This window comes from Pseudomonas sp. ICMP 3272, from assembly GCF_001466905.1.
Lineage (GTDB): Bacteria > Pseudomonadota > Gammaproteobacteria > Pseudomonadales > Pseudomonadaceae > Aquipseudomonas > Aquipseudomonas amygdali.
The window spans coordinates 35,595-56,888 of record NZ_LKEK01000064.1; the positions used below are offsets into that span (position 1 = coordinate 35,595).

Annotated in this window: 19 protein-coding genes; 10 read left to right on the forward strand and 9 right to left on the reverse strand. The window is 59.2% G+C overall.

All coding sequences use genetic code 11. From position 1 onward, the window contains the following. Positions 1 to 15: 15 nt before the first annotated feature. The gene (gene ku / locus AO068_RS17900) at positions 16 to 921 is read right to left on the reverse strand and encodes a non-homologous end joining protein Ku (RefSeq protein WP_054072713.1); all 906 of its coding nucleotides are present in this window, start codon (positions 919 to 921) and stop codon (positions 16 to 18) included. A 389-nt stretch (positions 922 to 1,310) separates the two neighbouring features. Between ku and ssuD the strand changes: the two genes are divergently transcribed. Together ssuD and AO068_RS17910 are read left to right on the forward strand one after the other, a co-directional pair. Then, the gene (gene ssuD, locus AO068_RS17905) at positions 1,311 to 2,450 is read left to right on the forward strand and encodes an FMNH2-dependent alkanesulfonate monooxygenase (protein ID WP_002554062.1); all 1,140 of its coding nucleotides are present in this window, start codon (positions 1,311 to 1,313) and stop codon (positions 2,448 to 2,450) included. Next, positions 2,450 to 3,556 (forward strand): sigma-54 interaction domain-containing protein, encoded by a 1,107-nt coding sequence (locus tag AO068_RS17910; protein ID WP_058401886.1) that lies wholly within the window; start codon positions 2,450 to 2,452, stop codon positions 3,554 to 3,556. The genes ssuD and AO068_RS17910 overlap by 1 nt, the downstream gene beginning before the upstream one ends. A gap of 301 nt (positions 3,557 to 3,857) precedes the next feature. Here the strand turns inward: AO068_RS17910 and AO068_RS17915 are convergent, their stop codons facing one another. Both AO068_RS17915 and AO068_RS17920 read right to left on the reverse strand, forming a co-directional pair. Next, the gene (locus AO068_RS17915; protein ID WP_058409037.1) at positions 3,858 to 5,261 is read right to left on the reverse strand and encodes an FAD/NAD(P)-binding protein; all 1,404 of its coding nucleotides are present in this window, start codon (positions 5,259 to 5,261) and stop codon (positions 3,858 to 3,860) included. 42 nt (positions 5,262 to 5,303) lie between these two features. Continuing rightward, positions 5,304 to 5,873: a helix-turn-helix domain-containing protein gene (locus AO068_RS17920; protein ID WP_058401615.1), complete on the reverse strand. Its 570-nt coding sequence runs from the start codon at positions 5,871 to 5,873 to the stop codon at positions 5,304 to 5,306. 121 nt (positions 5,874 to 5,994) lie between these two features. Between AO068_RS17920 and AO068_RS17925 the strand changes: the two genes are divergently transcribed. The 7 genes from AO068_RS17925 to AO068_RS17955 all read left to right on the forward strand — a co-directional run bounded on the left by AO068_RS17925 (position 5,995) and on the right by AO068_RS17955 (position 13,160). Next, a complete protein-coding gene (locus tag AO068_RS17925) occupies positions 5,995 to 6,918 on the forward strand; it encodes a DMT family transporter (RefSeq protein WP_058409038.1) in 924 nt (307 codons plus the stop codon). Between the two features lie 160 nt (positions 6,919 to 7,078). Further along, positions 7,079 to 9,997 carry a monovalent cation/H+ antiporter subunit A gene (locus AO068_RS17930; protein WP_058409039.1) on the forward strand — a complete coding sequence of 973 codons (2,919 nt, stop codon included), beginning with the start codon at positions 7,079 to 7,081 and terminating at the stop codon, positions 9,995 to 9,997. Continuing rightward, a complete protein-coding gene (locus tag AO068_RS17935) occupies positions 9,997 to 10,341 on the forward strand; it encodes a Na+/H+ antiporter subunit C (protein ID WP_002554068.1) in 345 nt (114 codons plus the stop codon). The genes AO068_RS17930 and AO068_RS17935 overlap by 1 nt, the downstream gene beginning before the upstream one ends. Beyond that, positions 10,338 to 12,023 (forward strand): monovalent cation/H+ antiporter subunit D, encoded by a 1,686-nt coding sequence (locus AO068_RS17940; protein ID WP_058409040.1) that lies wholly within the window; start codon positions 10,338 to 10,340, stop codon positions 12,021 to 12,023. The genes AO068_RS17935 and AO068_RS17940 overlap by 4 nt, the downstream gene beginning before the upstream one ends. Further along, positions 12,020 to 12,508 carry a Na+/H+ antiporter subunit E gene (locus AO068_RS17945; protein WP_058409041.1) on the forward strand — a complete coding sequence of 163 codons (489 nt, stop codon included), beginning with the start codon at positions 12,020 to 12,022 and terminating at the stop codon, positions 12,506 to 12,508. The genes AO068_RS17940 and AO068_RS17945 overlap by 4 nt, the downstream gene beginning before the upstream one ends. Continuing rightward, positions 12,505 to 12,783, forward strand: a complete 279-nt coding sequence (locus AO068_RS17950) for a K+/H+ antiporter subunit F (protein WP_002554071.1) — start codon at positions 12,505 to 12,507, stop codon at positions 12,781 to 12,783. Before AO068_RS17945 ends, AO068_RS17950 begins: the two co-directional genes overlap by 4 nt. After that, complete coding sequence (locus tag AO068_RS17955; protein ID WP_002554072.1) at positions 12,780 to 13,160, forward strand: Na+/H+ antiporter subunit G; 381 nt, start codon at positions 12,780 to 12,782, stop codon at positions 13,158 to 13,160. The genes AO068_RS17950 and AO068_RS17955 overlap by 4 nt, the downstream gene beginning before the upstream one ends. Positions 13,161 to 13,179: 19 nt before the next feature. Here AO068_RS17955 and AO068_RS17960 read toward each other — a convergent pair whose 3' ends face one another. Beyond that, entirely contained in the window at positions 13,180 to 13,647 is a 468-nt protein-coding gene (locus tag AO068_RS17960; protein ID WP_058401610.1) for a hypothetical protein, read from the reverse strand. Between the two features lie 445 nt (positions 13,648 to 14,092). Between AO068_RS17960 and AO068_RS17965 the strand changes: the two genes are divergently transcribed. Continuing rightward, a complete protein-coding gene (locus tag AO068_RS17965) occupies positions 14,093 to 14,332 on the forward strand; it encodes a DUF2789 domain-containing protein (protein WP_058409042.1) in 240 nt (79 codons plus the stop codon). A gap of 19 nt (positions 14,333 to 14,351) precedes the next feature. On the opposite strand, the gene AO068_RS17970 is transcribed toward AO068_RS17965, so the two are convergent. The 5 genes from AO068_RS17970 to AO068_RS17990 all read right to left on the reverse strand — a co-directional run bounded on the left by AO068_RS17970 (position 14,352) and on the right by AO068_RS17990 (position 21,258). Next, positions 14,352 to 15,836: a T6SS phospholipase effector Tle1-like catalytic domain-containing protein gene (locus AO068_RS17970; protein WP_058409043.1), complete on the reverse strand. Its 1,485-nt coding sequence runs from the start codon at positions 15,834 to 15,836 to the stop codon at positions 14,352 to 14,354. Between the two features lie 282 nt (positions 15,837 to 16,118). Further along, positions 16,119 to 17,723 carry a methyl-accepting chemotaxis protein gene (locus AO068_RS17975; RefSeq protein WP_058409044.1) on the reverse strand — a complete coding sequence of 535 codons (1,605 nt, stop codon included), beginning with the start codon at positions 17,721 to 17,723 and terminating at the stop codon, positions 16,119 to 16,121. A gap of 176 nt (positions 17,724 to 17,899) precedes the next feature. Continuing rightward, positions 17,900 to 18,304, reverse strand: coding sequence for a TraR/DksA family transcriptional regulator (locus tag AO068_RS17980; RefSeq protein WP_002554078.1), 405 nt, complete (start codon positions 18,302 to 18,304; stop codon positions 17,900 to 17,902). A 303-nt stretch (positions 18,305 to 18,607) separates the two neighbouring features. Further along, a complete protein-coding gene (locus AO068_RS17985; protein WP_002554079.1) occupies positions 18,608 to 19,633 on the reverse strand; it encodes an ABC transporter permease in 1,026 nt (341 codons plus the stop codon). Between the two features lie 47 nt (positions 19,634 to 19,680). After that, entirely contained in the window at positions 19,681 to 21,258 is a 1,578-nt protein-coding gene (locus tag AO068_RS17990) for a sugar ABC transporter ATP-binding protein (RefSeq protein ID WP_058409045.1), read from the reverse strand. Positions 21,259 to 21,294 lie beyond the last annotated feature (36 nt).

The window sequence follows — 21,294 nt, forward strand, 5'->3', positions numbered from 1 at the left end:
GTGTCTCCGTCTGGCTCAAGAGGCTTTGCTGGTTTTCTTGCGGGCGGCGGGCCGCTTGGGCTTGGCTGCGGCCTTGTCAGCAGGTTTTTCTTTTGCTGCGGGCTTGCTCGCTTTGCCTTTACTGGCGCCACCCTTGCCCGCCAGGCTGCGTCGCAGCAAGTCGGTGAGGTCAATGACGTCGGCACTTTTGCGCTCTTCCTCGGCCGGATCCGTCTCGACATCCTCGATCTCGCCTTCGTCTGCCTTGGTTTTGACCAGGTGCATGATCTTGTCCTGAAAAGTGTCGCGGTACTGCTCAGGCTGCCAGTCGGCGCTCATGTCCTTGACCAGACGCTTGGCCATGTCGCGTTCGCTCTTGTTCAACTGTGCGTCCGTCACTGCGTCGCTCAGTTCCAATGTGTCCAGTTCACGCACATCGGCGGGCCAGCGCAGGATCACCATGACCAGCGCCGACTCCAGCGGCATGACCGCCGCCAGGTGTTCGCGGGTATGCAGCACAACATTGGCCAGTGCCACCTTTTTGGTGTCGACAAGGGTTTCGCGCAGCAGCGCATAGACTTTTTCGCCGCGTTTATCCGGGGTCAGAAAATAAGGCGTGTCGATGTTTTGCAAAGGAATCTGCTGGCTGTCGACAAAGGCGAATATGTCGATGGTCTGCGTCGATTTGGGGTGCGCCGAGCGAATTTCCTCTTCGCTGAGTACGACATAACGATCCTTTTCGTACTCCACGCCCTTGACGATATTTTCGCTGGTCACCTCCTTGCCGGTGACCTTGTTGATTCGCTTGTAGCCGACCGGGTCCATGCTGCGCTTGTCGAGCCAGTCGAAGTCGACACTGGTTGACGTTGTCGCCGACACCAGTGCGACCGGTATATGCACCAGCCCGAAGCTGATTGCGCCCTTCCAGATTGCCCTTGCCATGGTCTGACTCCTGTTGATCCTGAAAAAGTGACTGGACCCGTCGAAGAAAAGTTTCGCCAGCCTGACGAGCGCCGGAAAACCCGCGCAGGCGCAAAGCGTTTTTCATCCTGGCGATCTGGCTGTCAACGTTTTGGCTCTTGATGCGAGCTGTATTAAAGGGATGCCTGCAGCCGTCAAAGCCTTGTACTAGAAGGGCTCGTACAAAAAGGAACAGGAATTTTCAGGTTACATATGCGTTTAAGATCTAAAAATATGGTTTAACGTTCTTTTGCGGAATAAATCAGACGTTCTATAAATGGCCCCACCCCGAACGCTGTTGGTGAACTGTCTGCAAACCAACAGTTGGTCCCGTCAGCTTTCACTCAGCTGATCACTCCCAAGGATTTGTCATGAACGTTTTCTGGTTTCTTCCGACTCACGGCGACGGCCATTATCTGGGCACGACAAAGGGCGCACGTCCGGTCACCCTCAATTACCTGAAACAGGTGGCACAGGCCGCCGATGACCTGGGCTATTACGGGGTATTGATTCCGACCGGTCGCTCTTGCGAAGACTCGTGGGTCATCGCCTCGGCACTGGTGCCATTGACCGAGCGTCTGAAGTATCTGGTGGCAATCCGTCCGGGCATCATCTCCCCTACCGTCTCGGCACGCATGGCGGCCACGCTGGATCGTTTATCCGGCGGCCGGCTGCTGATCAACGTGGTGACTGGTGGCGACCCGGACGAAAACCGTGGCGATGGCAGCTTCCTCGATCACAGCGAACGCTATGAAGTCACCGACGAATTCCTGAAGATCTGGCGTCGCGTACTCCAGGGCGAAGCAGTCGATTTCGAAGGCAAGCACCTGCGCGTGCAGAACGCCAAGGCGCTTTATCCACCGATTCAGAAGCCCTATCCGCCGCTGTACTTTGGTGGCTCTTCCGATGCCGCGCATGACCTTGCGGCCGATCAGGTGGACGTTTACCTGACCTGGGGCGAACCTCCGGCAGCTGTGGCCCAAAAGCTGGCCGATGTACGTGAACGGGCAGCCCGCAAGGGTCGTACCGTGAAGTTCGGCATTCGCTTGCACGTCATCGTGCGCGAAACCAGTGAAGAGGCCTGGAAAGCCGCCAGCACGCTGATCGAGCACATCAGCGACGAAACCATCGCTGCGGCCCAGAAGTCTTTCTCACGCTTTGATTCCGAGGGGCAACGCCGTATGGCTGCGCTGCATGATGGACGCCGCGACAACCTGGAAATCGCGCCCAACCTGTGGGCGGGTGTGGGCCTGGTTCGGGGCGGAGCTGGCACGGCACTGGTTGGCAACCCGCAGGAAGTCGCGGCACGCATCAAGGAATACGCAGACCTGGGCATCGAGAGCTTCATTTTCTCGGGCTACCCGCACCTGGAAGAAGCGTACCGCTTTGCCGAACTGGTCTTCCCGCTGCTGCCTGAGCCTTACGCCAGCCTCGCCGGGCGCGGCATCACCAACCTGACGGGCCCGTTCGGCGAAATGATCGCCAACGATCTGCCCCCGCAGGCCAAGTGATGTCAGGGCAACTGCTGACCTTACCGCACTCGCCTGCGCTGGCGACCTCGATCAGAGCCACTGCGCAGGTGTTCGAAGACCCCAAGTCCAAAGATCTGCTCGCTCACGTGCGTCAGGTGGCGCCCAGCGATGCCAGCGTACTGATCATTGGTGAAACCGGCACTGGCAAGGAGCTGGTTGCACGGCACGTCCACGAACTGAGTGCGCGCCGCGACAAGCCGTTCGTGGCGGTCAACTGCGGCGCGTTCTCCGAGAACCTGATCGAGGCCGAGTTGTTCGGCCACGAGAAAGGCGCTTTCACCGGTGCGATCAGTGCCAAAGCCGGCTGGTTCGAAGAGGCCAACGGCGGCACGCTGTTTCTCGATGAAATCGGCGACCTGCCCATGACATTGCAGGTCAAGCTGTTGCGTGTGCTTCAGGAGCGTGAAGTGGTCCGCCTGGGCTCGCGCAAGAGCGTGCCGATTGACGTGCGGGTGCTCGCAGCCACCAACGTACAACTGGAAAAGGCCATCAATGCCGGGCATTTTCGCGAGGACCTTTACTACCGGCTGGACGTGGTCAATCTGGAATTGAGCCCGCTGCGCGAGCGGCCCGGCGACATCCTGCCGCTGGCCCGGCATTTCATCGAGGTCTACAGCCAGCGTCTGCGCCATGGCCCGGTGCGCATCAGCGCCGAAGCCGAGCACAAGCTCAAGACCTACAGCTGGCCGGGCAATATTCGCGAGCTGGAAAACGTTATTCATCACACCTTGCTGGTGTGCCGCGAAGGCGTGATTCAGCGTGATGACCTGCGCCTGTCGAACCTGAGAATCGAGCGTCAGGACGAGCAGAATCCGGTTGACGAATCAGCCGAGCAGTTACTCAATCGGGCGTTTCAAAAGCTGTTTGAAGAACAGGCGGGAGCCTTGCACGAGAAGGTCGAAGACACGCTGCTCAGGACCGCGTATCGCTACTGCCACCACAACCAGGTACACACCGCCAGCCTGCTGGGCCTGACCCGCAACGTCACGCGTACGCGTTTGATCAAGATTGGCGAGCTGGCAGTCAACAAACGCAGACCGGGTGAAAATGTACAGGGCGACCGGATGCTGCATTTATCGGTGTGAAGGCCCAGACCGATGACGCGGAGCGTCATGAACGGCATTCCCACGCTGGAGCGTGAGGAACGAGCGCTGTCCGCAAGAACGCTATCGTGCCCATGCTCCGCGTGGGTATGCCTTTCTGGACGCTCCGCGTCTTCTCCCGAGCAAACGGTGCGGCGCAAAAGCTGACGCTGAGCATCATGGACGGTATTTCCACGCTGGAGCCTGAGGAGCGCTCGCTGTCCGTAAGAACGCTATCGTGCCCATGCTCCGCGTGGGTATGCCTTTCTGGACGCTCTGCGTCCTCTCCCAAGCACACGGCGCTTCACGACAAACGCATCGCCAGAGCCTTGGCCTGAATCGCCACGTCGGTCACTGCGGTGCTTTCCCACCACATGCCGCGCAGTGGCGGGCCCATGGCGAACAGGCGTGACGAGCAGTGACCTTGCGCGTCGAGCACCGCGCCACCGGCGTCGGCAGCAATGCCCAGCGCCAGCGGTCCGGGCTGAATCAAACCTCGCAGCAGCAATTGACGAGGCAACGGGCGATCCACCCGTCGCCAGTCGTATTCAATGCCGGTGGAGTTGATCAAGGCATCGCCAACGATCTGCGTCGGTTCGCTATCACCGCGCCGACGCACGCTGATCTGCACCTGGCCTGACGGCAGGCTCGCAACAGCCTGCAACGAAGCGGCGTCAATGCTCAGCCGACCTTGCCTGATCAGTTGCGCCAGCAGTGCGGCGCTGGGTGGCGGCGAGCGATGGTGATGACTCTCCCACCATGGCCGTACATGACGGACAAACTGACGGCGCTGCCTGTCAGTGGCCTGATTCCACAGCCTGCCGACGTTGGCACGCACGGTGTCCAGCGGGGCCTGCCAGTCAATGCCGCTTTCGATGGCCAGCTCGCACTGCTCGCGCACCTTGCGTACCAGTTGGCGAGTGCTACGGATACTCGGGTCCTGCGCCAGGAAATCAGACCATTCCGGTGGCTGGCGTCGTACATGGGGCAGCAGACCATGCCGGGAATAGATCTGAATCGGCCCGCGGTGCCCGGCCTTTTCCAGTGAGACCAGCGCATCGACCATGGTCAGCCCCGAGCCGATGATCAACACCCTGGACTGTGCATCGAGCTGTTGCATTGCCTGTACGTTCCAGGGGTCCAGCGCTGCCGCGTTCAGTGCGTTCGACTCACGCTGCGGTGTGCGTGAAGCGGCGTACATACCGGTCGCCAGCACGGCCTGGCTGCCACGCAATATACGACCGTCGGCCAGCGTGACGCTCACGCCCTGTTCATCGACCTGTACATCGACAGCTTCGCCGGGCACATGCGTTGCCGTAGAGCCAAACGCCTCGCCAGCGCCACGGGCTTCACGCAATCGCTGCTGGACATAAAGCCCGAACACGCCGCGCGGCGGGAACAGCTCGGCGACCGGGACCTTCTGCCCGGCCGCTTCAGGCCAGCCGCCCTCGGCCAGATAGGCCGTCAGCCAGCGCGTGAGGTCGTCCGGGTCATCGGGGTCGACGCTCATGCGCGCCGCATTGCCATTGAGCGTATGGCCCGGCTCTGTTGCGCTGTAGGCCTCGCCCCGGCCAAGCTCGCTGCGGGTTTCGATAATCAGGATCCGGCGCTGGCCAGGCCTGCGTAGCAACTGCGCCGCCAGCATGGTGCCGCTCAGACCGCCGCCGATGATCAGAATGTCAGCCGTCTGGTTAGGGTCTTCGGTCATCGAGCAGCACCTCGGTCGGGTTGCGATAAAAGAGTCGGGAGGTCAGAGCACGACGTTACGCACAAAGCGCAAGGGCACGTCAGCCTCATTGCAATAGCGATGCGGCTGATTGCTGGGGAACATGAAAAACTCGCCCGGGCCGACCTGTTGCACGGCTGCAGGATCGGAGAGGCGCAGAGTCAGATACCCCTCCACGATATACACCTGCTCACTCCAGCCATCCGGATCGGCTTCCGAGACATAGGCATCACCGGGCTCCAGGCAGAACTCCCACAGCTCGACTTCCCGGCGGGCAACCGCTCGGGCCAGCAGGACGGCCTTGCTGCCAGAAATCGTACCGGCCCAGGCCAGTTCGTTGATACGGCTGTAATCGGGATTTTCGGGGGCCTGGATCAAGTCACTGAACGCCACCTGCAATGCTTCGGCTACCCGGTCCAGCGTTGCCAGACTGACGTTTTTCTCGCCCGCCTCGATAGCGACCAGCATGCGGCGGCTGACCCCGGACTTTTCCGCCAGAGCGGTCTGGCTGAGGTCAGCGCAGTTGCGCAAACGCCGCACGTTCTGACTGACGTGCTGCAACACCGGTGGCCGCTGAGAATTTTCTTTGTGCATGGTGGTGCTCACATAAAACCGTTGCGCATTATACTGCCCAATCCGGGAACGCTTTCAGAGTGTTCTGCCTCTCATCAGGCGCATCGTCATTCATCGCCATTCACAGGAATCTGGAGCTGACATGAAGTCTATCAGCCGATTACCCCGCATCAGCAAGGCAGAAGCCGTGCTGATTCTGATCACCATGCTCTGGGGCGGTACTTTCCTGCTGGTCCAGCATGCGCTGACCGTCAGCGGCCCGATGTTCTTCGTCGGTCTGCGTTTCGCCGCAGCGGCGCTTATCGTAGCGCTGTTTTCAATGAAGGTGCTGCGCGGGCTGACCTTTATTGAACTCAAGGCCGGCGTGTTCATCGGCACCTCGATCATGCTCGGTTATGGCTTGCAGACCATCGGACTGCAAACCATCCCGAGTAGCCAGTCCGCCTTCATCACCGCGCTCTATGTACCTTGCGTACCTTTATTGCAATGGCTGGTGCTTGGCAGTCGACCGGGATTGATGCCGACACTGGGCATCCTTCTCGCCTTTACCGGGCTGATGCTGGTATCCGGGCCGCAAGGCGCTTCTCTGCAACTCAGCTCCGGCGAAATCGTGACGCTGATCAGCGCGGTGGCCATCGCCGCCGAGATCATCATGATCAGTGCCTATGCCGGCAAGGTCGATGTGCGGCGGGTCACCGTGGTGCAACTGGCAACCGCCTCCGCTCTGGCCTTTCTGATGATCGTGCCTACTCAGGAACGCTTGCCGGACTTTTCCTGGTTGCTGGTGCTCAGCGCAGTAGGGCTTGGCGCGATGAGTGCGATTATCCAGATCGCCATGAACTGGGCACAGAAAAGTGTTTCGCCTACCCGCGCCACGGTGATTTATGCCGGTGAACCGGTCTGGGCCGGGATTGTCGGAAGACTGGCCGGTGAACGCTTGCCGGGTATCGCCCTGCTGGGCGCAGCATTGATTGTGGCCGGGGTGATCGTCAGCGAAATGAAGCGGCGTTCCGCACCCGGTGAACAGAGCCTTGCTGAAGAAGATGGCATGCGCAAAGCCGGGTGAGCGGTGGTCGTTGTCCGCGGTTAAACACATTTCCCGTGACAACTTTTTGCTGACTCAAAAACAGCAGACACTTTTTGTAGGAAATTTCGGAAACAGTCCCTTTGGTATCGGGGTGTCTGGCACGTATGATGCTTGACATTCCCCTGCAGATTAGAAGCCTATGTCCCTGATAGTTCTACTGCTTCTGCCTTTCATCGGCAGCTGTCTGGCGGCCTTTTTGCCGCACAACGCGCGTAACGCAGAATCGTTTCTGGCCGGTCTGGTCGCCCTCATCGGCGCTATCCAGATGGCATTGTGGTTCCCGCAGATCGCTGACGGCGGCGTTATTCGCGAAGAGTACTTCTGGCTGCCGAGCCTGGGGATGAACTTTGTTCTGCGTATCGACGGCTTCGCCTGGCTGTTTTCGATGCTGGTGCTGGGCATTGGTGCGCTGGTCTCGCTCTACGCCCGCTACTACATGTCGCCGGATGATCCGGTGCCGCGCTTCTTCGCTTTTTTCCTGGCTTTCATGGGCGCCATGCTCGGCCTGGTAATGTCCGGCAATCTGATACAGATCGTGTTTTTCTGGGAGCTGACCAGCCTGTTCTCGTTCTTGCTGATCGGCTACTGGCACCACCGCGCCGATGCACGGCGCGGCGCTTACATGGCGCTGATGGTCACCGGTGCGGGAGGGCTGGCGCTGCTGGCCGGCATGATGATCCTCGGCCACGTGGCAGGCAGTTATGACCTGGACCGGGTGCTGGCATCCGGAGATGCGATTCGCGCCCATGCCCTTTACCCGGTATTGCTGACCCTGATTCTGATCGGTGCATTGACCAAAAGCGCCCAGTTCCCCTTCCATTTCTGGCTGCCGCACGCGATGGCAGCCCCCACACCCGTGTCGGCATATCTGCACTCGGCGACCATGGTCAAGGCCGGGGTGTTTCTCATGGCGCGAATGTGGCCTGCGTTGTCAGGCACTGAGCAATGGTTCTGGATCGTCAGTGGCGCAGGTGCCTGTACCCTGATTCTGGGTGCCTACGCGGCTATCTTTCAAAATGATCTGAAGGGCCTGCTGGCCTACTCGACCATCAGTCACCTGGGCCTGATCACGCTATTGCTGGGCCTCAACAGCCCGCTGGCTGCGGTAGCTGCGGTCTTTCACATTCTCAACCACGCCACCTTCAAGGCCTCGCTGTTCATGGCCGCCGGGATTATCGACCACGAGAGCGGAACGCGAGATATCCGGCGTCTCAGTGGGCTGGTGAAGCTGCTTCCCTACACCGCAACACTGGCGATGGTCGCCAGTGCATCGATGGCAGGTGTGCCGCTGCTCAACGGGTTTCTGTCCAAGGAAATGTTCTTTGCCGAAACCGTGTTTATTTCCGCCACTGCCTGGGTCGAGATTGCCCTGCCGGTGATCGCGACCATCGCCGGGATATTCAGCGTTGCCTATTCGCTGCGTTTCACGGTCGATGTGTTTTTCGGTCCGGCAGCCAAGGACCTGCCGCACTTGCCGCATGAGCCGCCGCGCTGGATGCGTGCGCCGGTCGAACTGCTGGTGCTGACGTGTCTGGTGGTGGGGATTTTCCCGGCGCAATCGGTCGCTCCCCTGCTCGCCGCCGCTGCGCGTCCGGTAGTCGGCGGAACGCTGCCCGAGTACAGCCTGGCTATCTGGCACGGCTGGAACCTGCCGATGGTCATGAGCCTGGTGGCGATGGCTGGCGGTATCATCCTGTATCTATTGCTGCGCAAACCTCTCAAGCACGAGCGCATTACTGCCACGCCGCTGGTGGGCAGACTCAACGGCAAGCGTTTTTTCGAACGCAGTCAGGTGGTGATGATGCACTGGGCGCGGCGTTTCGAGCGCAAGGTCAGCACTCGTCGCTTGCAGCCGCAACTGTTTCTGCTGGTACTGGCAGCTGTATCAGGTGGCTTCATCCCGATGTATTTCAGTGGCCTGACCTGGGGCGACCGGCCGAAGATTCCGGGTTCCGGGGTGTTTGTCACGCTCTGGCTTATCGCAATTGCCTGCGCAATAGGCGCAGCCTGGCAAGGTAAGTTCCACCGTCTGGCGGCACTGGTCATGGTCAGCGTCTGCGGCCTGATGACTTGCATCACCTTCGTCTGGTTCTCGGCACCTGATCTGGCGTTGACTCAACTGGTCGTGGAGGTGGTGACGACCGTACTGATTCTGCTCGGTCTGCGCTGGCTGCCGCGACGCAACGAAGACGTCGCCCCACTGAGTGCACGCCTGCGCGCTCGCACCCGGCGGATACGTGACTTCGGGCTGGCGGTTCTTGTCGGCCTGGGCATGGCGATGTTGTCCTACGCCATGCTGACCCGCCAGACACCCAACGCCATTTCGTCCTTTTACCTGAGCCGCGCGCTGCCTCAGGGCGGTGGCACCAACGTGGTCAATGTGATGCTGGTGGACTTCCGCGGCTTCGATACGTTTGGCGAAATCACCGTGCTGGCGGCGGTGGCGTTGACAGTGTTTGCCCTGTTGCGTCGCTTCCGCCCGCCGAAGGAAAGCATTCTGCTGCCCACACAGCAACGCCTGCTGGCCCGTGACGTGGTGACTGACCTGGTCAACCCGCGCAGTGCCAGCGATACCGCACTCGGCTTCATGATGGTTCCGGCAGCGCTGGTGCGATTGCTGCTGCCGATTGCCTTCATCATATCGATGTACTTGTTCGTTCGAGGTCATAACCAGCCAGGCGGCGGGTTTGTAGCCGGTCTGGTGATGTCGGTGGCGTTCCTCCTGCAATACATGGTGGCAGGTACCCAATGGGTCGAGGCGCAAATGAGCCTGCGTCCGTTACGCTGGATGGGCACAGGCCTGTTGTGCGCGGTTCTGACCGGAGCCGGTTCCATGGTGCTGGGTTATCCGTTCATGACCACGCACACCGCGCACGTCGATTTGCCGATTCTGGGCGATATTCACATCGCCAGTGCGCTGTTCTTCGATGTCGGTGTGTACGCCGTGGTCGTCGGCTCGACGCTGCTGATCCTCACCGCGCTGGCTCACCAGTCGGTGCGCAGCCACCGTCCGACGCAACTGCCCAAACCCGTTGCCAACCCGCAAGGAATCCTCTGATGGAAGAAGTCATTGCAATCGCCATCGGCGTGCTGGCCGCCTCGGGCGTCTGGCTGATCCTGCGGCCACGCACCTTTCAGGTGGTCATGGGGCTGTGCCTGCTGTCTTACGGGGTCAACCTGTTCATTTTCAGCATGGGCAGCCTGTTCATCGGCAGAGAACCAATCATCAAGGACGGCATTCCCCAGGACCTGCTCAATTACACTGACCCACTGCCGCAGGCGCTGGTACTGACCGCCATCGTCATCAGCTTCGCCATGACCGCGCTGTTTCTGGTGGTATTGCTCGCCTCCAGAGGCCTGACCGGCACCGACCATGTAGATGGCCGGGAGCCCAAGGCATGAGCTGGATGAATCAACTGATCATTGCGCCGATCCTGCTGCCGTTACTGACCGCCGGGCTGATGCTCTGGCTGGGCGAAAAGCATCGGCCGCTCAAGGGACGCATCAATCTGTTTTCCAGCATCCTCGGGCTGGGCATTTCCGTGGTGCTGTTTCTCTGGGTACAGCACAGCGGCAACAGTGGCTCGATCGGTGTCTACCTGCCAGGCAACTGGGGTGTGCCGTTCGGTATCGTGCTGGTGGTGGATCACCTGTCGGCACTGATGCTGGTGCTGACCGGCATCATCGGTGTTTGCGCCCTGTTGTTCGCGCTGGCGCGCTGGGACCGGGCAGGTGCCAGTTTCCACGCACTGTTCCAGATCCAGCTTATGGGGCTGTATGGCGCATTCCTGACCGCCGACCTGTTCAACCTGTTCGTATTCTTTGAAGTCCTGCTGGCAGCGTCATACGGCTTGATGCTGCATGGCTCCGGCCGGGCGCGGGTGTCGACCGGCCTGCATTACATTTCCATCAACCTGCTGGCTTCATCGCTGTTCCTGATCGGCGCTGCGCTGATATACGGCGTGACCGGCACGTTGAACTTCGCCGATCTGGCGATCAAGATCCCGCAAGTGGCAGAGTCAGATCTGGGCCTGCTGCATGCTGGCGCTGCCATTCTGGCCACGGCATTTCTGGCCAAGGCAGGCATGTGGCCACTGAACTTCTGGCTGGTCCCGGCCTATTCGGCAGCCAGCGCGCCGGTAGCGGCAATGTTTGCGATCATGACCAAAGTGGGCGTTTACACCCTGCTACGCCTGTGGACGCTGCTGTTTTCCGGGCAGGCCGGGGCCTCGGCATTCTTCGGCGGCGACTGGTTGATCTACGGCGGCATGGCGACGATTTTCACCGCTGCGATTGCGATCATCGCTGCCCAGCGCCTGGAGCGCCTCGCCAGCTTGAGCATACTGGTGTCAGCGGGCATTCTGCTGTCTGCGGTCGGTTTCGCCCAGCCGAGCCTGACCTCGGGCGCGCTGTTCTACATGGTCAGCTCGACGCTGGCGCTGAGCGCAATGTTCCTGCTGGGCGAATTGGTCGAGCGTTCCCGCTCGGCCAACGAGATCCCTCTGGAGTACGACGTGGATCAACTGCCCCGCACCCTTGAGTCGCTGCATCCGCCACCCGGCACCAACCTGGACGACGAGCAGAAAGTCGTGGTCGGTCAGGTCATACCCATGACCATGGCATTTTTGGGCCTGAGCTTTATCGCCTGCGCGTTGCTGATTATCGGCATGCCACCGCTGTCGGGGTTCATCGGTAAACTCACGCTGCTCAGCGCCTTGATGAACCCGCTGGGGCTGGACGTCGCGCAGGACGAAGCGCTCTCGACCCAGGCATGGCTGCTGATCGGCCTGCTGATCTTTTCCGGGCTGGCGTCGCTGATCGCTTTTTCCAGGCTCGGCACCCAGCGCTTCTGGACACCGCACGAGCGCCCTTCGCCGTTGCTGCGCCGCAACGAATGCCTACCGATCATCATCCTGCTGGGCCTGTGCGTTGCGCTGACGTTCAAGGCCGAGCCTTTGCTGCGCTACACCCAGGACACCGCCGCCGCGCTGCACGAGCCCAAACAGTATGTGCAGTCGGTGCTTGCCACACGCCCGATACCCGGCCCTACCAGCCAGAAAATCAGTTCGGAGGGGCAGCCATGAAGCGCCTGTTTCCGGCTCCTCTGCTTTCTCTGGCACTGTGGCTGTTATGGCTGGTTCTGAACCTGTCGATCAGCCCTGGCCACCTGCTGCTGGGTGCCGTGCTGGGCTTTCTCGCGCCCTTGCTGATGGCACCGCTGCGCCCGCTGCCGGTGCGCATCCGCAAACCCGGCACAATCCTGAAGTTTCTGTGCATGGTCGGGTGGGATGTGGTGGTTTCCAACCTTCAGGTCGGTTTGAGCGTATGGCGCCTGGAAGGTCGTCCGCCACGCTCGGCTTTTGTGCGTATCCCGCTGGACCTGCACGATGCCCACGGCCTCGCGGCGCTGGCGATGGTCACTACGGTCGTACCCGGAACGGTATGGTCGGAACTGGCGCTGGATCGCAGTGTGCTGCTGATGCATGTTTTTGATCTGGAGGATGAAGCGCAATTCATTGAACACTTCAAGACCACCTATGAGCGACCGTTGATGGAGATCTTTCAATGAGTGCACTGCTCGACAACGCGATCCTGATCAGCCTGCTGATCTTCGCCCTGGCGATGGTGATCACCCTGCTCCGCCTGCTCAAGGGCCCATCGGCCCAGGACCGGGTGCTGGCGCTGGACTACCTGTACATCATTGCCATGCTGATGATGCTGGTGCTCGGCATCCGCTACGCCAGTGACACGTACTTCGAAGCAGCCATGCTGATTGCCCTGTTCGGCTTTGTCGGCTCCTTCGCTCTGGCCAAATTCCTGCTGCGCGGAGAAGTGATCGAATGACCGGACTGCCGAACACCGTGCCCTTCTGGGCCGAGATACTGACCGCCGGGCTGCTGATCGCCAGCAGTCTGTTCGCCTTGACCGGTGCTCTCGGGCTGCTGCGCCTCAAGGACTTCTTCCAGCGCATGCACCCGCCAGCCCTCGCGTCGACGCTGGGTGCCTGGTGCGTCGCGCTGGCGTCGATCATCTATTTCTCTGCTCTGAAGGCAGAGCCGGTGATTCACGCCTGGCTGATTCCTGTGCTGCTGGCAATCACCGTGCCTGTGACCACGCTGCTGCTGGCGCGTACAGCGCTGTTCCGCAAGCGCATGGCCGGTGACGATGTGCCCGCAGAAGTCAGTAGCGGCACTGGCAACGGAGAATCGGCAGGCGGCTGATCCTTCAGCCTGGCCAGCGTTACTCGCTGGCCTTGAACGTCAACTCGCCCTTGCGCCATTTGGCGGCCTTGCCGACTGCGCCTTTGAGAACCTTGCTCATACCGATCTGCAGCTGCTCTTTTGCGGCAAACACCATGACCACAGCCTGACCTTCCTTGAACACAATGCCGTGGCCTTCAGGGATATCGACGAACGCATATTCGCCCAGCCCATACACAGTCATTTTGATTTCACGGAATTTCAATTCGAGCTTGCCGCCTTCACGGCTTGGCAATACCGACGCGCGGAAATGATCGCCTACCTTGAGCTCCAGGCGCGGCTTGTCGTCGACGACCAGAGCGGTTTCGGTGTCGATTTCAGCGATATAAATACCTTCGGCTGACTGCTCGGTGATGTAGACAAAACGGGACTGAAACTGCTTGACCAACTGTGCGCGGAGATCGCCGAGCACGAACAAGGCATGGGTATCCAGATTACTTACAGCCAAAGTACAAACCCTCAAACATGAAAATGAGGCTGCCTGATGTCAGGGCAGTCAAGAAAGTGGTTAATCCATAGACCGCGTCAAGCGACCGGAAATTTTCCGGCACGCTGCACGCAGAAGCGCTGAAAGCGCCACCGCAAACCTTGTGCAGGCGGGTGGCGGATTCTACCGGCTCATGGCAGCTACGGGATATATACCTTTTGTACACTGCAGTGTCGCAAAAGCGCTGGTGCCCTGAAACCGGCGGCCAGCCTGATCACGGCTCAAAGGCTGGACGGGCTCCAGCCAGGCGATCAGTGTGCATTCGGCGATACTGGAAACATATCACTTGTAGGCAGAGCACAAAAGGCCATCTTCTCACACGGCCAAATGCATCGAACTCTTGAGTGCGTCGGCCACTCCCATAAGAACTGATGAAGACGGGGATATCCCCCGGCGAGGAGATGACATGGAACAGACTACAACGACCATCAACGACCTGTTCGCCCAATTGGCACTGGATTCGGACGATGAGAGCATCGAAGCGTTCATCGCCAGCCATCCCCTGCCTGACGACGTGAAGCTGATTGATGCCGACTTCTGGACGCCGCGGCAGGCTGACTTTCTCAAGGAGCAGCTGCATGAGGATGCCGAATGGGCGATGGTGGTCGACGACCTGAATGTGCGCCTTCACAAAAAGCCCGAGTGAACCACTCGGGCGTTGATTCCTACTGCGGATAACCGGGCTGGCCGACATTGGGATGCAACGTCCTGCCACCCGGTTGCGGAGCATGCACAAAGACGGCGTCGCCAAAGGTGCCCATTCTGCCGACCACTGCATTCCAGTGCGCGGACTGATGGATATAGCGCCAGCGCAATAGCTGCTCTTCATGACTGTCCAGTAAGTAAGGCCCGCCTCGCGCATAATCGATCAGGCGGGCTGAAATGCCCTCGAGCTCGGGAGGAAGCTGAAATTCAGGGTTGTTCGGCACCGGGTCGAAAGGTACCCCCTCATCACAGGCCAGTGCATGCATGACCTGTAACGACACCCTCGACAAGTGACCAAAGACCTGGCGGTTCATACCCACTGCAGCAACGATCGTTTTCATGCCACTCAGGTTTTTTCTGCACGGGTAACATTTGCTTTCGCAGGTCTGAACCCTCAGAAATGCCTGACTGTCCAGCGGGTCGATCCAGCCATCCCGGCTCATGGCGCTTAACAGGGCCTGGGCGTCCTTCCAGCAAGGCGCCGCCTCACACGGGCTGTCACGATTGACCAGGCTGCTTTGCGGACGCGTGAGCAACACGCTTTCTTCCATCTGTGGAGGATAACCACCGCCTATATCGGAATGGGCACCGGGTAAAACGATTTCTTTCGGCCATGCCGGCAGGACGCTGTTAAGCGCGAAGTTACGCCGTGATTCATCACGAGCCACCAGATGCAGCACCTGTTGGGCACACCCCGGCGGCAAGTAAAGATTGACCCTCCTGTTGTTCGCGTCCCGGGTATTGCCCATATCCCTGAAACTGCCGATGGCGGCCACAGTGTCGAACAGGCCGATAACCTTGAGCCGCACGCTGCCGTTGCGCCAGCTGAAATGCTCACTGAGCCTGACCTTGCGGCTTTGAAGTATCGGCTCAAGCATTCCTGCCTGCTGTTTCAGCACTTCGTTGGCCAGGTGCCTGGCCGACGCAGCACCGCGACTGAAGCCGAACACGTCCAGCTCAAGCCCTTCCAGTACACAATCCGGGTTGTCCCGTGGAAATGCCTTCAATACCGTTTCAAGCTTTCTGAATGCATTTTCCACCTTGCATATCACACCAGTGGTGCCCCGACCGAAACTCTGTCCCGGCCATACCGAATCACGCCCGCCGGAGGTAGTACCCGCCCCGCTTACATAGATCGGGTAGTACACCTTCAAGCCTGCACTGTCATTTTCGGCAACACGTTGCAGCCGATAAAGATCAACCAGCCTGGCTATATTACTCAGATCATTACTATAACTACTGCCAGAATGAACATGACGACCCGCACACTCTTTGATGTGCTGACCATCATTCATTTCAATCAGTGCCTGACAATCAGCCCCGATCTGGCTGTTGACGCGATTATTTCCCGTGCCGTCGAAGAAAATTCCGATCCGTGCGGTAACACGCCGCGTTACCACATCCGAGATTGCTGCTGTTTGTTCGGCACTCCATTTATCGTTCATATCTTTTCCATCCTTAGAGGCAGGCCAAGAAAAGGCCGCACTTAAATCAAAACGTAAATAACGTTGATTTAAACAGCTTGCTTAAAGACGGTGATCAGTCAAGTCATGCAGCGCGTATTCAGAGTATTCCTACAACTTCTGTCGTCAGGTATTTATTATTTATAAACAAACACCTACACGTGTGTGCAAACGAGTTTCAGAACCCGCAATTTCACCAAACAGAAAAACCAGCCGGGCAGGTTATTTAATACTTGATCTAACCTGAGCCGCCTGTTTTAAAAATCAGCGGCTTTGCGGTTTATACCCAAGGCGCAGACCACCCCAATGTCGCCCGTTGACCACAATAGGCACGGACAGGTCGTGCATCAACTCGCCAGTGTCCCGCGTGTAGGTTTGCAACAGGACAGGCTGTTGATGGCTGCCGCAGCGAATGCCGGTACGGTCATCGAACTTGCGCTTGCTTCGATTACGCGCATTGTCCACCGTCGCATCGCCTGTCAAAGGCTGACTGAAAGCGTTGTTGTGCGTCGGCACATAACCTTGCTGCGTGCAGGCAATGGCGAATACCAGACCTTCATGGCGCGAGAGCAGCGGTTCTTGCAATGCTGGCAAGACCTGATCGGTGTAGCGATCAAAACGCGTGGTAAAGCGGGTGGGTGAGGTATTGGGGACGGGTTTGTAGTTGCGATCAAACAAGTCATCCAGGCTGACGCGCCCCTGCACAATATCAGCCTCGAATTTTTCCGCGATCAACCGCGCACCTTCACGGGCCAGGTCGTAGATACGCTGGTGATATTCATCCAGACCGACCTGAGCCAGCCGCTGGCTGATGGTCTCGGCCTGCCCCTCCATCTGCACGGCGGCTTTGGCCAGTTGCCGGGTTTGTTCATCGCTGACGGCAAGATCACTGCGCATGTGCTCGACAGCATCGAACAGGCTGGCCAACTGGTCCTGATTGCTCCTCGCGCCTTGAGCAATTTCGCTGACCTGGCTTTCCACCTCGATCGCAAGCCGGGCAATGTTGCCCAGATGCTGGCCGGTCAGCTCGACCTGCTCGACCCCAGCATCGAGGTCAGAAGACAGCTCGCGAATCTGCTCCACCACCTGAGCGGTGCGCTGCTGGATATCGGCCACCATCTGCCCGACTTCCCCGGTGGCGCTGGCGGTACGGCCCGCGAGCCCGCGTACTTCGTCAGCGACCACCGCGAAACCGCGCCCGTGCTCACCTGCCCGGGCGGCTTCGATGGCCGCATTGAGCGCCAGCAGGTTGGTCTGGCTGGCGATGGATTGAATGACCAGCGTCACACGCTGGATTTCTTCACTGCGCTGGCTCAGCGCCTCGATCAACTCACGACTGCCGATAGCACGCTTGCTCAAGAGGTGCATGCGCTCGATGGACTCATTCAGAACGCTGCTTCCCGATTCGCTGCGCTGACGCGCCTCGCTGGCTGCAACCAACGCCTGTTGACTCAACTGGGCAGTCTGCTGCTCGGTCGCAATCATCTGTTCGGCGCTGTTGACTATCTGTCCGGCAGCACCCAGCTGCGACTGCACCTTGCCCGCCAGTTGCCCGACAGAAAATGCCACCTGAGCGGCCGACAGTGCATTGTGACTGGTGGTACGCGACAGGTCGCGGGTCAGCAGCGCGATATCACTGTCACTTGCCTCGACTTGCAAGCCAGGCAGCCTTCTGCGCAACAAAAGCGGCAGCCAGGCGACCAGCAGCGCTGCGGGAATGACGATATAAAGAGACAAACCGATAACGCTCATGGCGGCGAACAGCAGGCATAACACGACACTTTGCACCGCCGGCACCCACCACTTCGACGCAGCACCGCGAGCATCGGCCAGTGGTAATCCGGCTGCCATGGATAGGTTCTCGGCCATGCTGCGTCACCCCGTCGGTATTTATCATTATTACGTTTATTAAACGCTAGATAACGGCCTTATGCCATGCCCCGTTGGTCGTAGCGAGCAATCCGTTTTCGACAAATTCCGCGCACAACAAAACCGGGAGGCAATCGCTTGCCTCCCGGTTCGGTCACTCAGCTGCTGCCTGCGTATCAGGCCTGGCGCTGGTGCTTGTCGATCTGCTCGTGGCGCTCTTGCGCCTCGATGCAATATTTGGTGGTCGGGCTGATCAGCAGACGCTTCAGGCCGATTGGCTCACCGCTGTCATCGCACCAGCCGAAGGTATCGTCGGCAATACGCGAAAGGGCCATTTCCAACTGGGGCAGCATGCGCTGGTCGCGGTCAATCACATTGACCAGCCAGTGACGCTCCTCTTCAACCGAAGCAGCGTCTGCAGGGTCGGCAGGCGTGTCCAGGCTCTCGATCGCAATACGGCTCTGCTCGATTCGCTCGTGGATCTCGACCTTCATGCCCTGCAACAGCTCGACGAAGAAAGCGTGCTGCTCGGCGTTCATGTAGTCATCGGCCGGCATGGCCAGCAACTTTTCCTTTGTCATTTATTTCTCTATAAAAAAACGTGCATTGAGGAGCGGCTTGACGTTGCCGTGCAAACCAATAATCTCCAAGCGCCACCTGGCACTCAATTTACGAGGGGCGGCAGTCTAAGGCCGGCTAGCGGGCTCGGCAACACAATTGAAGGATTTTTGTACAACAATTGCCGTAAAACCCTTGAAATGCGGGCGAAAGACCCGGCCAGCATGCTGCTTGATGAGGCTCTGACCTGCTGACAGCTAATCGGTTCCTGCAACATCCAACGCACAAAAGGGCCTGAAAAGGCCCTTTGATGCAGATGATTGAAATCAGCGCTTGGTCTTGCGCTTGTTGCGATATTGATCGATTACCACCGCCACTACAATGATCAGACCTTTGATAATGTCCTGAACATAAGCATCTACGCCGACAAAGGTAAAACCACTGGCCATTACGCCGAGAATCAGCGCACCGATCACAGTGCCGGTAATTCGTCCTACCCCACCGGACAGGCTGGTGCCGCCGATGACTGCGGCAGCGATAGCGTCCAGTTCATAAGACATACCCATCCCGGCCTGCCCGGTTGCAGCACGTGCCGAGGCAACCACCCCTGCCAGCCCGGCCAGCAGCCCGGCGATGCTGTAGACGATAACCAGGTGGCGCTTGACGTTGATCCCGGAAGTACGCGCAGCCTGCATGTTGCCGCCGATGGCGTAGGTGTATTTGCCGTACTTGGTGTAACGCAAGGCGATGTGGAAGATCACCGCCACCACCAGAAAGATGATCACCGGCATCGCGCCCTGCCCGATAGCCGTGTAGGAATCCGAGAGCATGCTCACCGGCTGACCTTCGGTGTAGAAACGCGCCAGGCCACGCGCGGAGACCATCATGCCCAGCGTGGCAATGAACGGCGGAATACCGGTTATGGCAATGATGCTGCCGTTGATGGCACCCGCCAGCAGCCCGACTCCGAGCCCGACCACGATCGGAATCCACACCGGCAGGTCGGTCAGGGAAGGGAATACCGCCCGGGAAAAGTCCGAGGTTTGCGCCAGACTCGCGGCAATCATCGCCGACAGTGCCAGCACCGAACCGGATGACAGGTCGATGCCTGTGGTAATGATCACCTGAGTCACGCCGATGGCCAGCAAGCCGATGATCGATACCTGAAGGATCATCAGTACCAGACGCTGGGAGTTGAGCAGAAAGCTCTGATCACGGACGATCCAGCCAAACAGCTCAAAGATCAGACCGATGCCGATCAGCACCAGAAAAATACTCAGCTCGGTTGGCAGCCGCCGCTTGTTCCTGGTCGGCGCCAGGGCCGGTTTGTTTTGCGAAATCGCGTTGCTCATGTTCGTTCCCCTTTTGTTCTTCTTCTACCGAGCCCTGTAGTGCGAACTCAATGAACCTTGTGGCCGGAGGCCAGATGCATGACTTTTTCCTGGGTCGCTTCGCCCCGATCGAGGATGCCCATCATTTCGCCTTCGTGCATGACCATGACCCGGTCGCTCATACCGAGAACTTCCGGCAGCTCTGAAGAGATCATGATGACGGCCATGCCTTCACTGGCCAGCAGGGAGATCAGGCGATAGATTTCCGCCTTGGCCCCCACGTCGATGCCGCGGGTGGGCTCATCCAGAATCAGTACCCGGGGATTGGTCATCAGCCAGCGTGCCAGCAACGCCTTCTGCTGGTTACCGCCCGACAAGGTGTCGATGCACTGCTCCAGTGACGGGGTCTTGACCCGAAGTTTTTTGCACATGTCCTCGCACAGCGCACGCAGTGCCTTCTGTTGCACGAAACCGTTGCCGGCATAGTTGGCAAGCACGGCCATTTCCATGTTTTCCATCACCGACAGGCATGGAAACAGCCCAGTCAACTTGCGGTCTTCCGTCAACAGCGCAAAACCCAGTTCAATGGCCTGATGCGGGTCGGCAATGTGTACCGTAGTGCCATCAAAGCGTACCTCGCCGCTGTCGCTGGGGGTTATGCCGAACAGGGTCTCGGCCACATTGGTCCGGCCTGACCCCATCAATCCGGCAATGCCAAAAATCTCTCCGGCACGCAAATCGAAACTCACGTCCTTGAAAATGCCGTTCAGGCACAGGTTGCTGACTGAAAGCAGCACTTCGCCTGGCGGCTTTTCCCGCTCGGGGAACAGTTGCGTCAACTCACGCCCTACCATCATGGTGATCAGGCTGTCGCCGTCCATACTTTCGGCGCGCTGCAGGCCGATATAGGCGCCGTCGCGAAAAACCGCTACTTCGTCGGCAATCTCGAAAACTTCGTTCATCTTGTGGGTGATGTAGATGATGCCTTTACCCTGAGCGCGCAGGTCGTTGATGATCGAAAACAGGTGAGCGACTTCGGTTTCGGTGATGGCCGAAGTCGGCTCATCCATGATCAGCACGTCCGAGTTATATGACACAGCTTTGGCGATCTCGACCATCTGCCGCTCGGCGATACTCAGGTTGCCCACCAGGTCTTCGGGATCGAGCCTGATGCGCAGGCGCTCCAGCAGTTCGGCAGTGCAGCGGTGCATTTCCCGGTGATCAACCATGTGCAGACCGTTGAGCTGTTCGCGACCGATCCAGATGTTCTCGGCGATGCTCATGAATGGCATCAGGTTCAGCTCCTGATGGATCATCGCAATGCCGGCCTGAAGGGCCGAAAGTGGCGTCTCGAAGCGAATCGGCTTGCCACGCAAACGGATTTCGCCCGAGTCCGGCTGGTAGATGCCAGCGATGATTTTCATCAGCGTTGACTTTCCGGCACCGTTCTCGCCCATCAGCGCCAGCACGCTGCCGGGGCGCACACGCAGTTGGACGTCGTTGAGCGCGATGACACCGGGGAAGCCCTTGCTGATATGGCTGATTTCCAGCAGATAAGGCGGCTGGGCATCCGGCGTTGGGCTACCGCTGTCACTGGACGGCAGATCGCGTTGTGCGGGCGGGTTGGCAGTAGCTGAACCAAACATGATCACAACTCCTCAAACGGCAGGCTGCGGGAGGAA

Coding starts and splice junctions, on each gene's coding strand:
- ku (WP_054072713.1), bottom strand. CDS start 921: ATGGCAAGGGCAATCTGGAAGGGCGCAATCAGCTTCGGGCTGGTGCAT.
- ssuD (WP_002554062.1), top strand. CDS start 1,311: ATGAACGTTTTCTGGTTTCTTCCGACTCACGGCGACGGCCATTATCTG.
- AO068_RS17910 (WP_058401886.1), top strand. CDS start 2,450: ATGTCAGGGCAACTGCTGACCTTACCGCACTCGCCTGCGCTGGCGACC.
- AO068_RS17915 (WP_058409037.1), bottom strand. CDS start 5,261: ATGACCGAAGACCCTAACCAGACGGCTGACATTCTGATCATCGGCGGC.
- AO068_RS17920 (WP_058401615.1), bottom strand. CDS start 5,873: ATGCACAAAGAAAATTCTCAGCGGCCACCGGTGTTGCAGCACGTCAGT.
- AO068_RS17925 (WP_058409038.1), top strand. CDS start 5,995: ATGAAGTCTATCAGCCGATTACCCCGCATCAGCAAGGCAGAAGCCGTG.
- AO068_RS17930 (WP_058409039.1), top strand. CDS start 7,079: ATGTCCCTGATAGTTCTACTGCTTCTGCCTTTCATCGGCAGCTGTCTG.
- AO068_RS17935 (WP_002554068.1), top strand. CDS start 9,997: ATGGAAGAAGTCATTGCAATCGCCATCGGCGTGCTGGCCGCCTCGGGC.
- AO068_RS17940 (WP_058409040.1), top strand. CDS start 10,338: ATGAGCTGGATGAATCAACTGATCATTGCGCCGATCCTGCTGCCGTTA.
- AO068_RS17945 (WP_058409041.1), top strand. CDS start 12,020: ATGAAGCGCCTGTTTCCGGCTCCTCTGCTTTCTCTGGCACTGTGGCTG.
- AO068_RS17950 (WP_002554071.1), top strand. CDS start 12,505: ATGAGTGCACTGCTCGACAACGCGATCCTGATCAGCCTGCTGATCTTC.
- AO068_RS17955 (WP_002554072.1), top strand. CDS start 12,780: ATGACCGGACTGCCGAACACCGTGCCCTTCTGGGCCGAGATACTGACC.
- AO068_RS17965 (WP_058409042.1), top strand. CDS start 14,093: ATGGAACAGACTACAACGACCATCAACGACCTGTTCGCCCAATTGGCA.
- AO068_RS17970 (WP_058409043.1), bottom strand. CDS start 15,836: ATGAACGATAAATGGAGTGCCGAACAAACAGCAGCAATCTCGGATGTG.
- AO068_RS17975 (WP_058409044.1), bottom strand. CDS start 17,723: ATGGCCGAGAACCTATCCATGGCAGCCGGATTACCACTGGCCGATGCT.
- AO068_RS17980 (WP_002554078.1), bottom strand. CDS start 18,304: ATGACAAAGGAAAAGTTGCTGGCCATGCCGGCCGATGACTACATGAAC.
- AO068_RS17985 (WP_002554079.1), bottom strand. CDS start 19,633: ATGAGCAACGCGATTTCGCAAAACAAACCGGCCCTGGCGCCGACCAGG.
- AO068_RS17990 (WP_058409045.1), bottom strand. CDS start 21,258: ATGTTTGGTTCAGCTACTGCCAACCCGCCCGCACAACGCGATCTGCCG.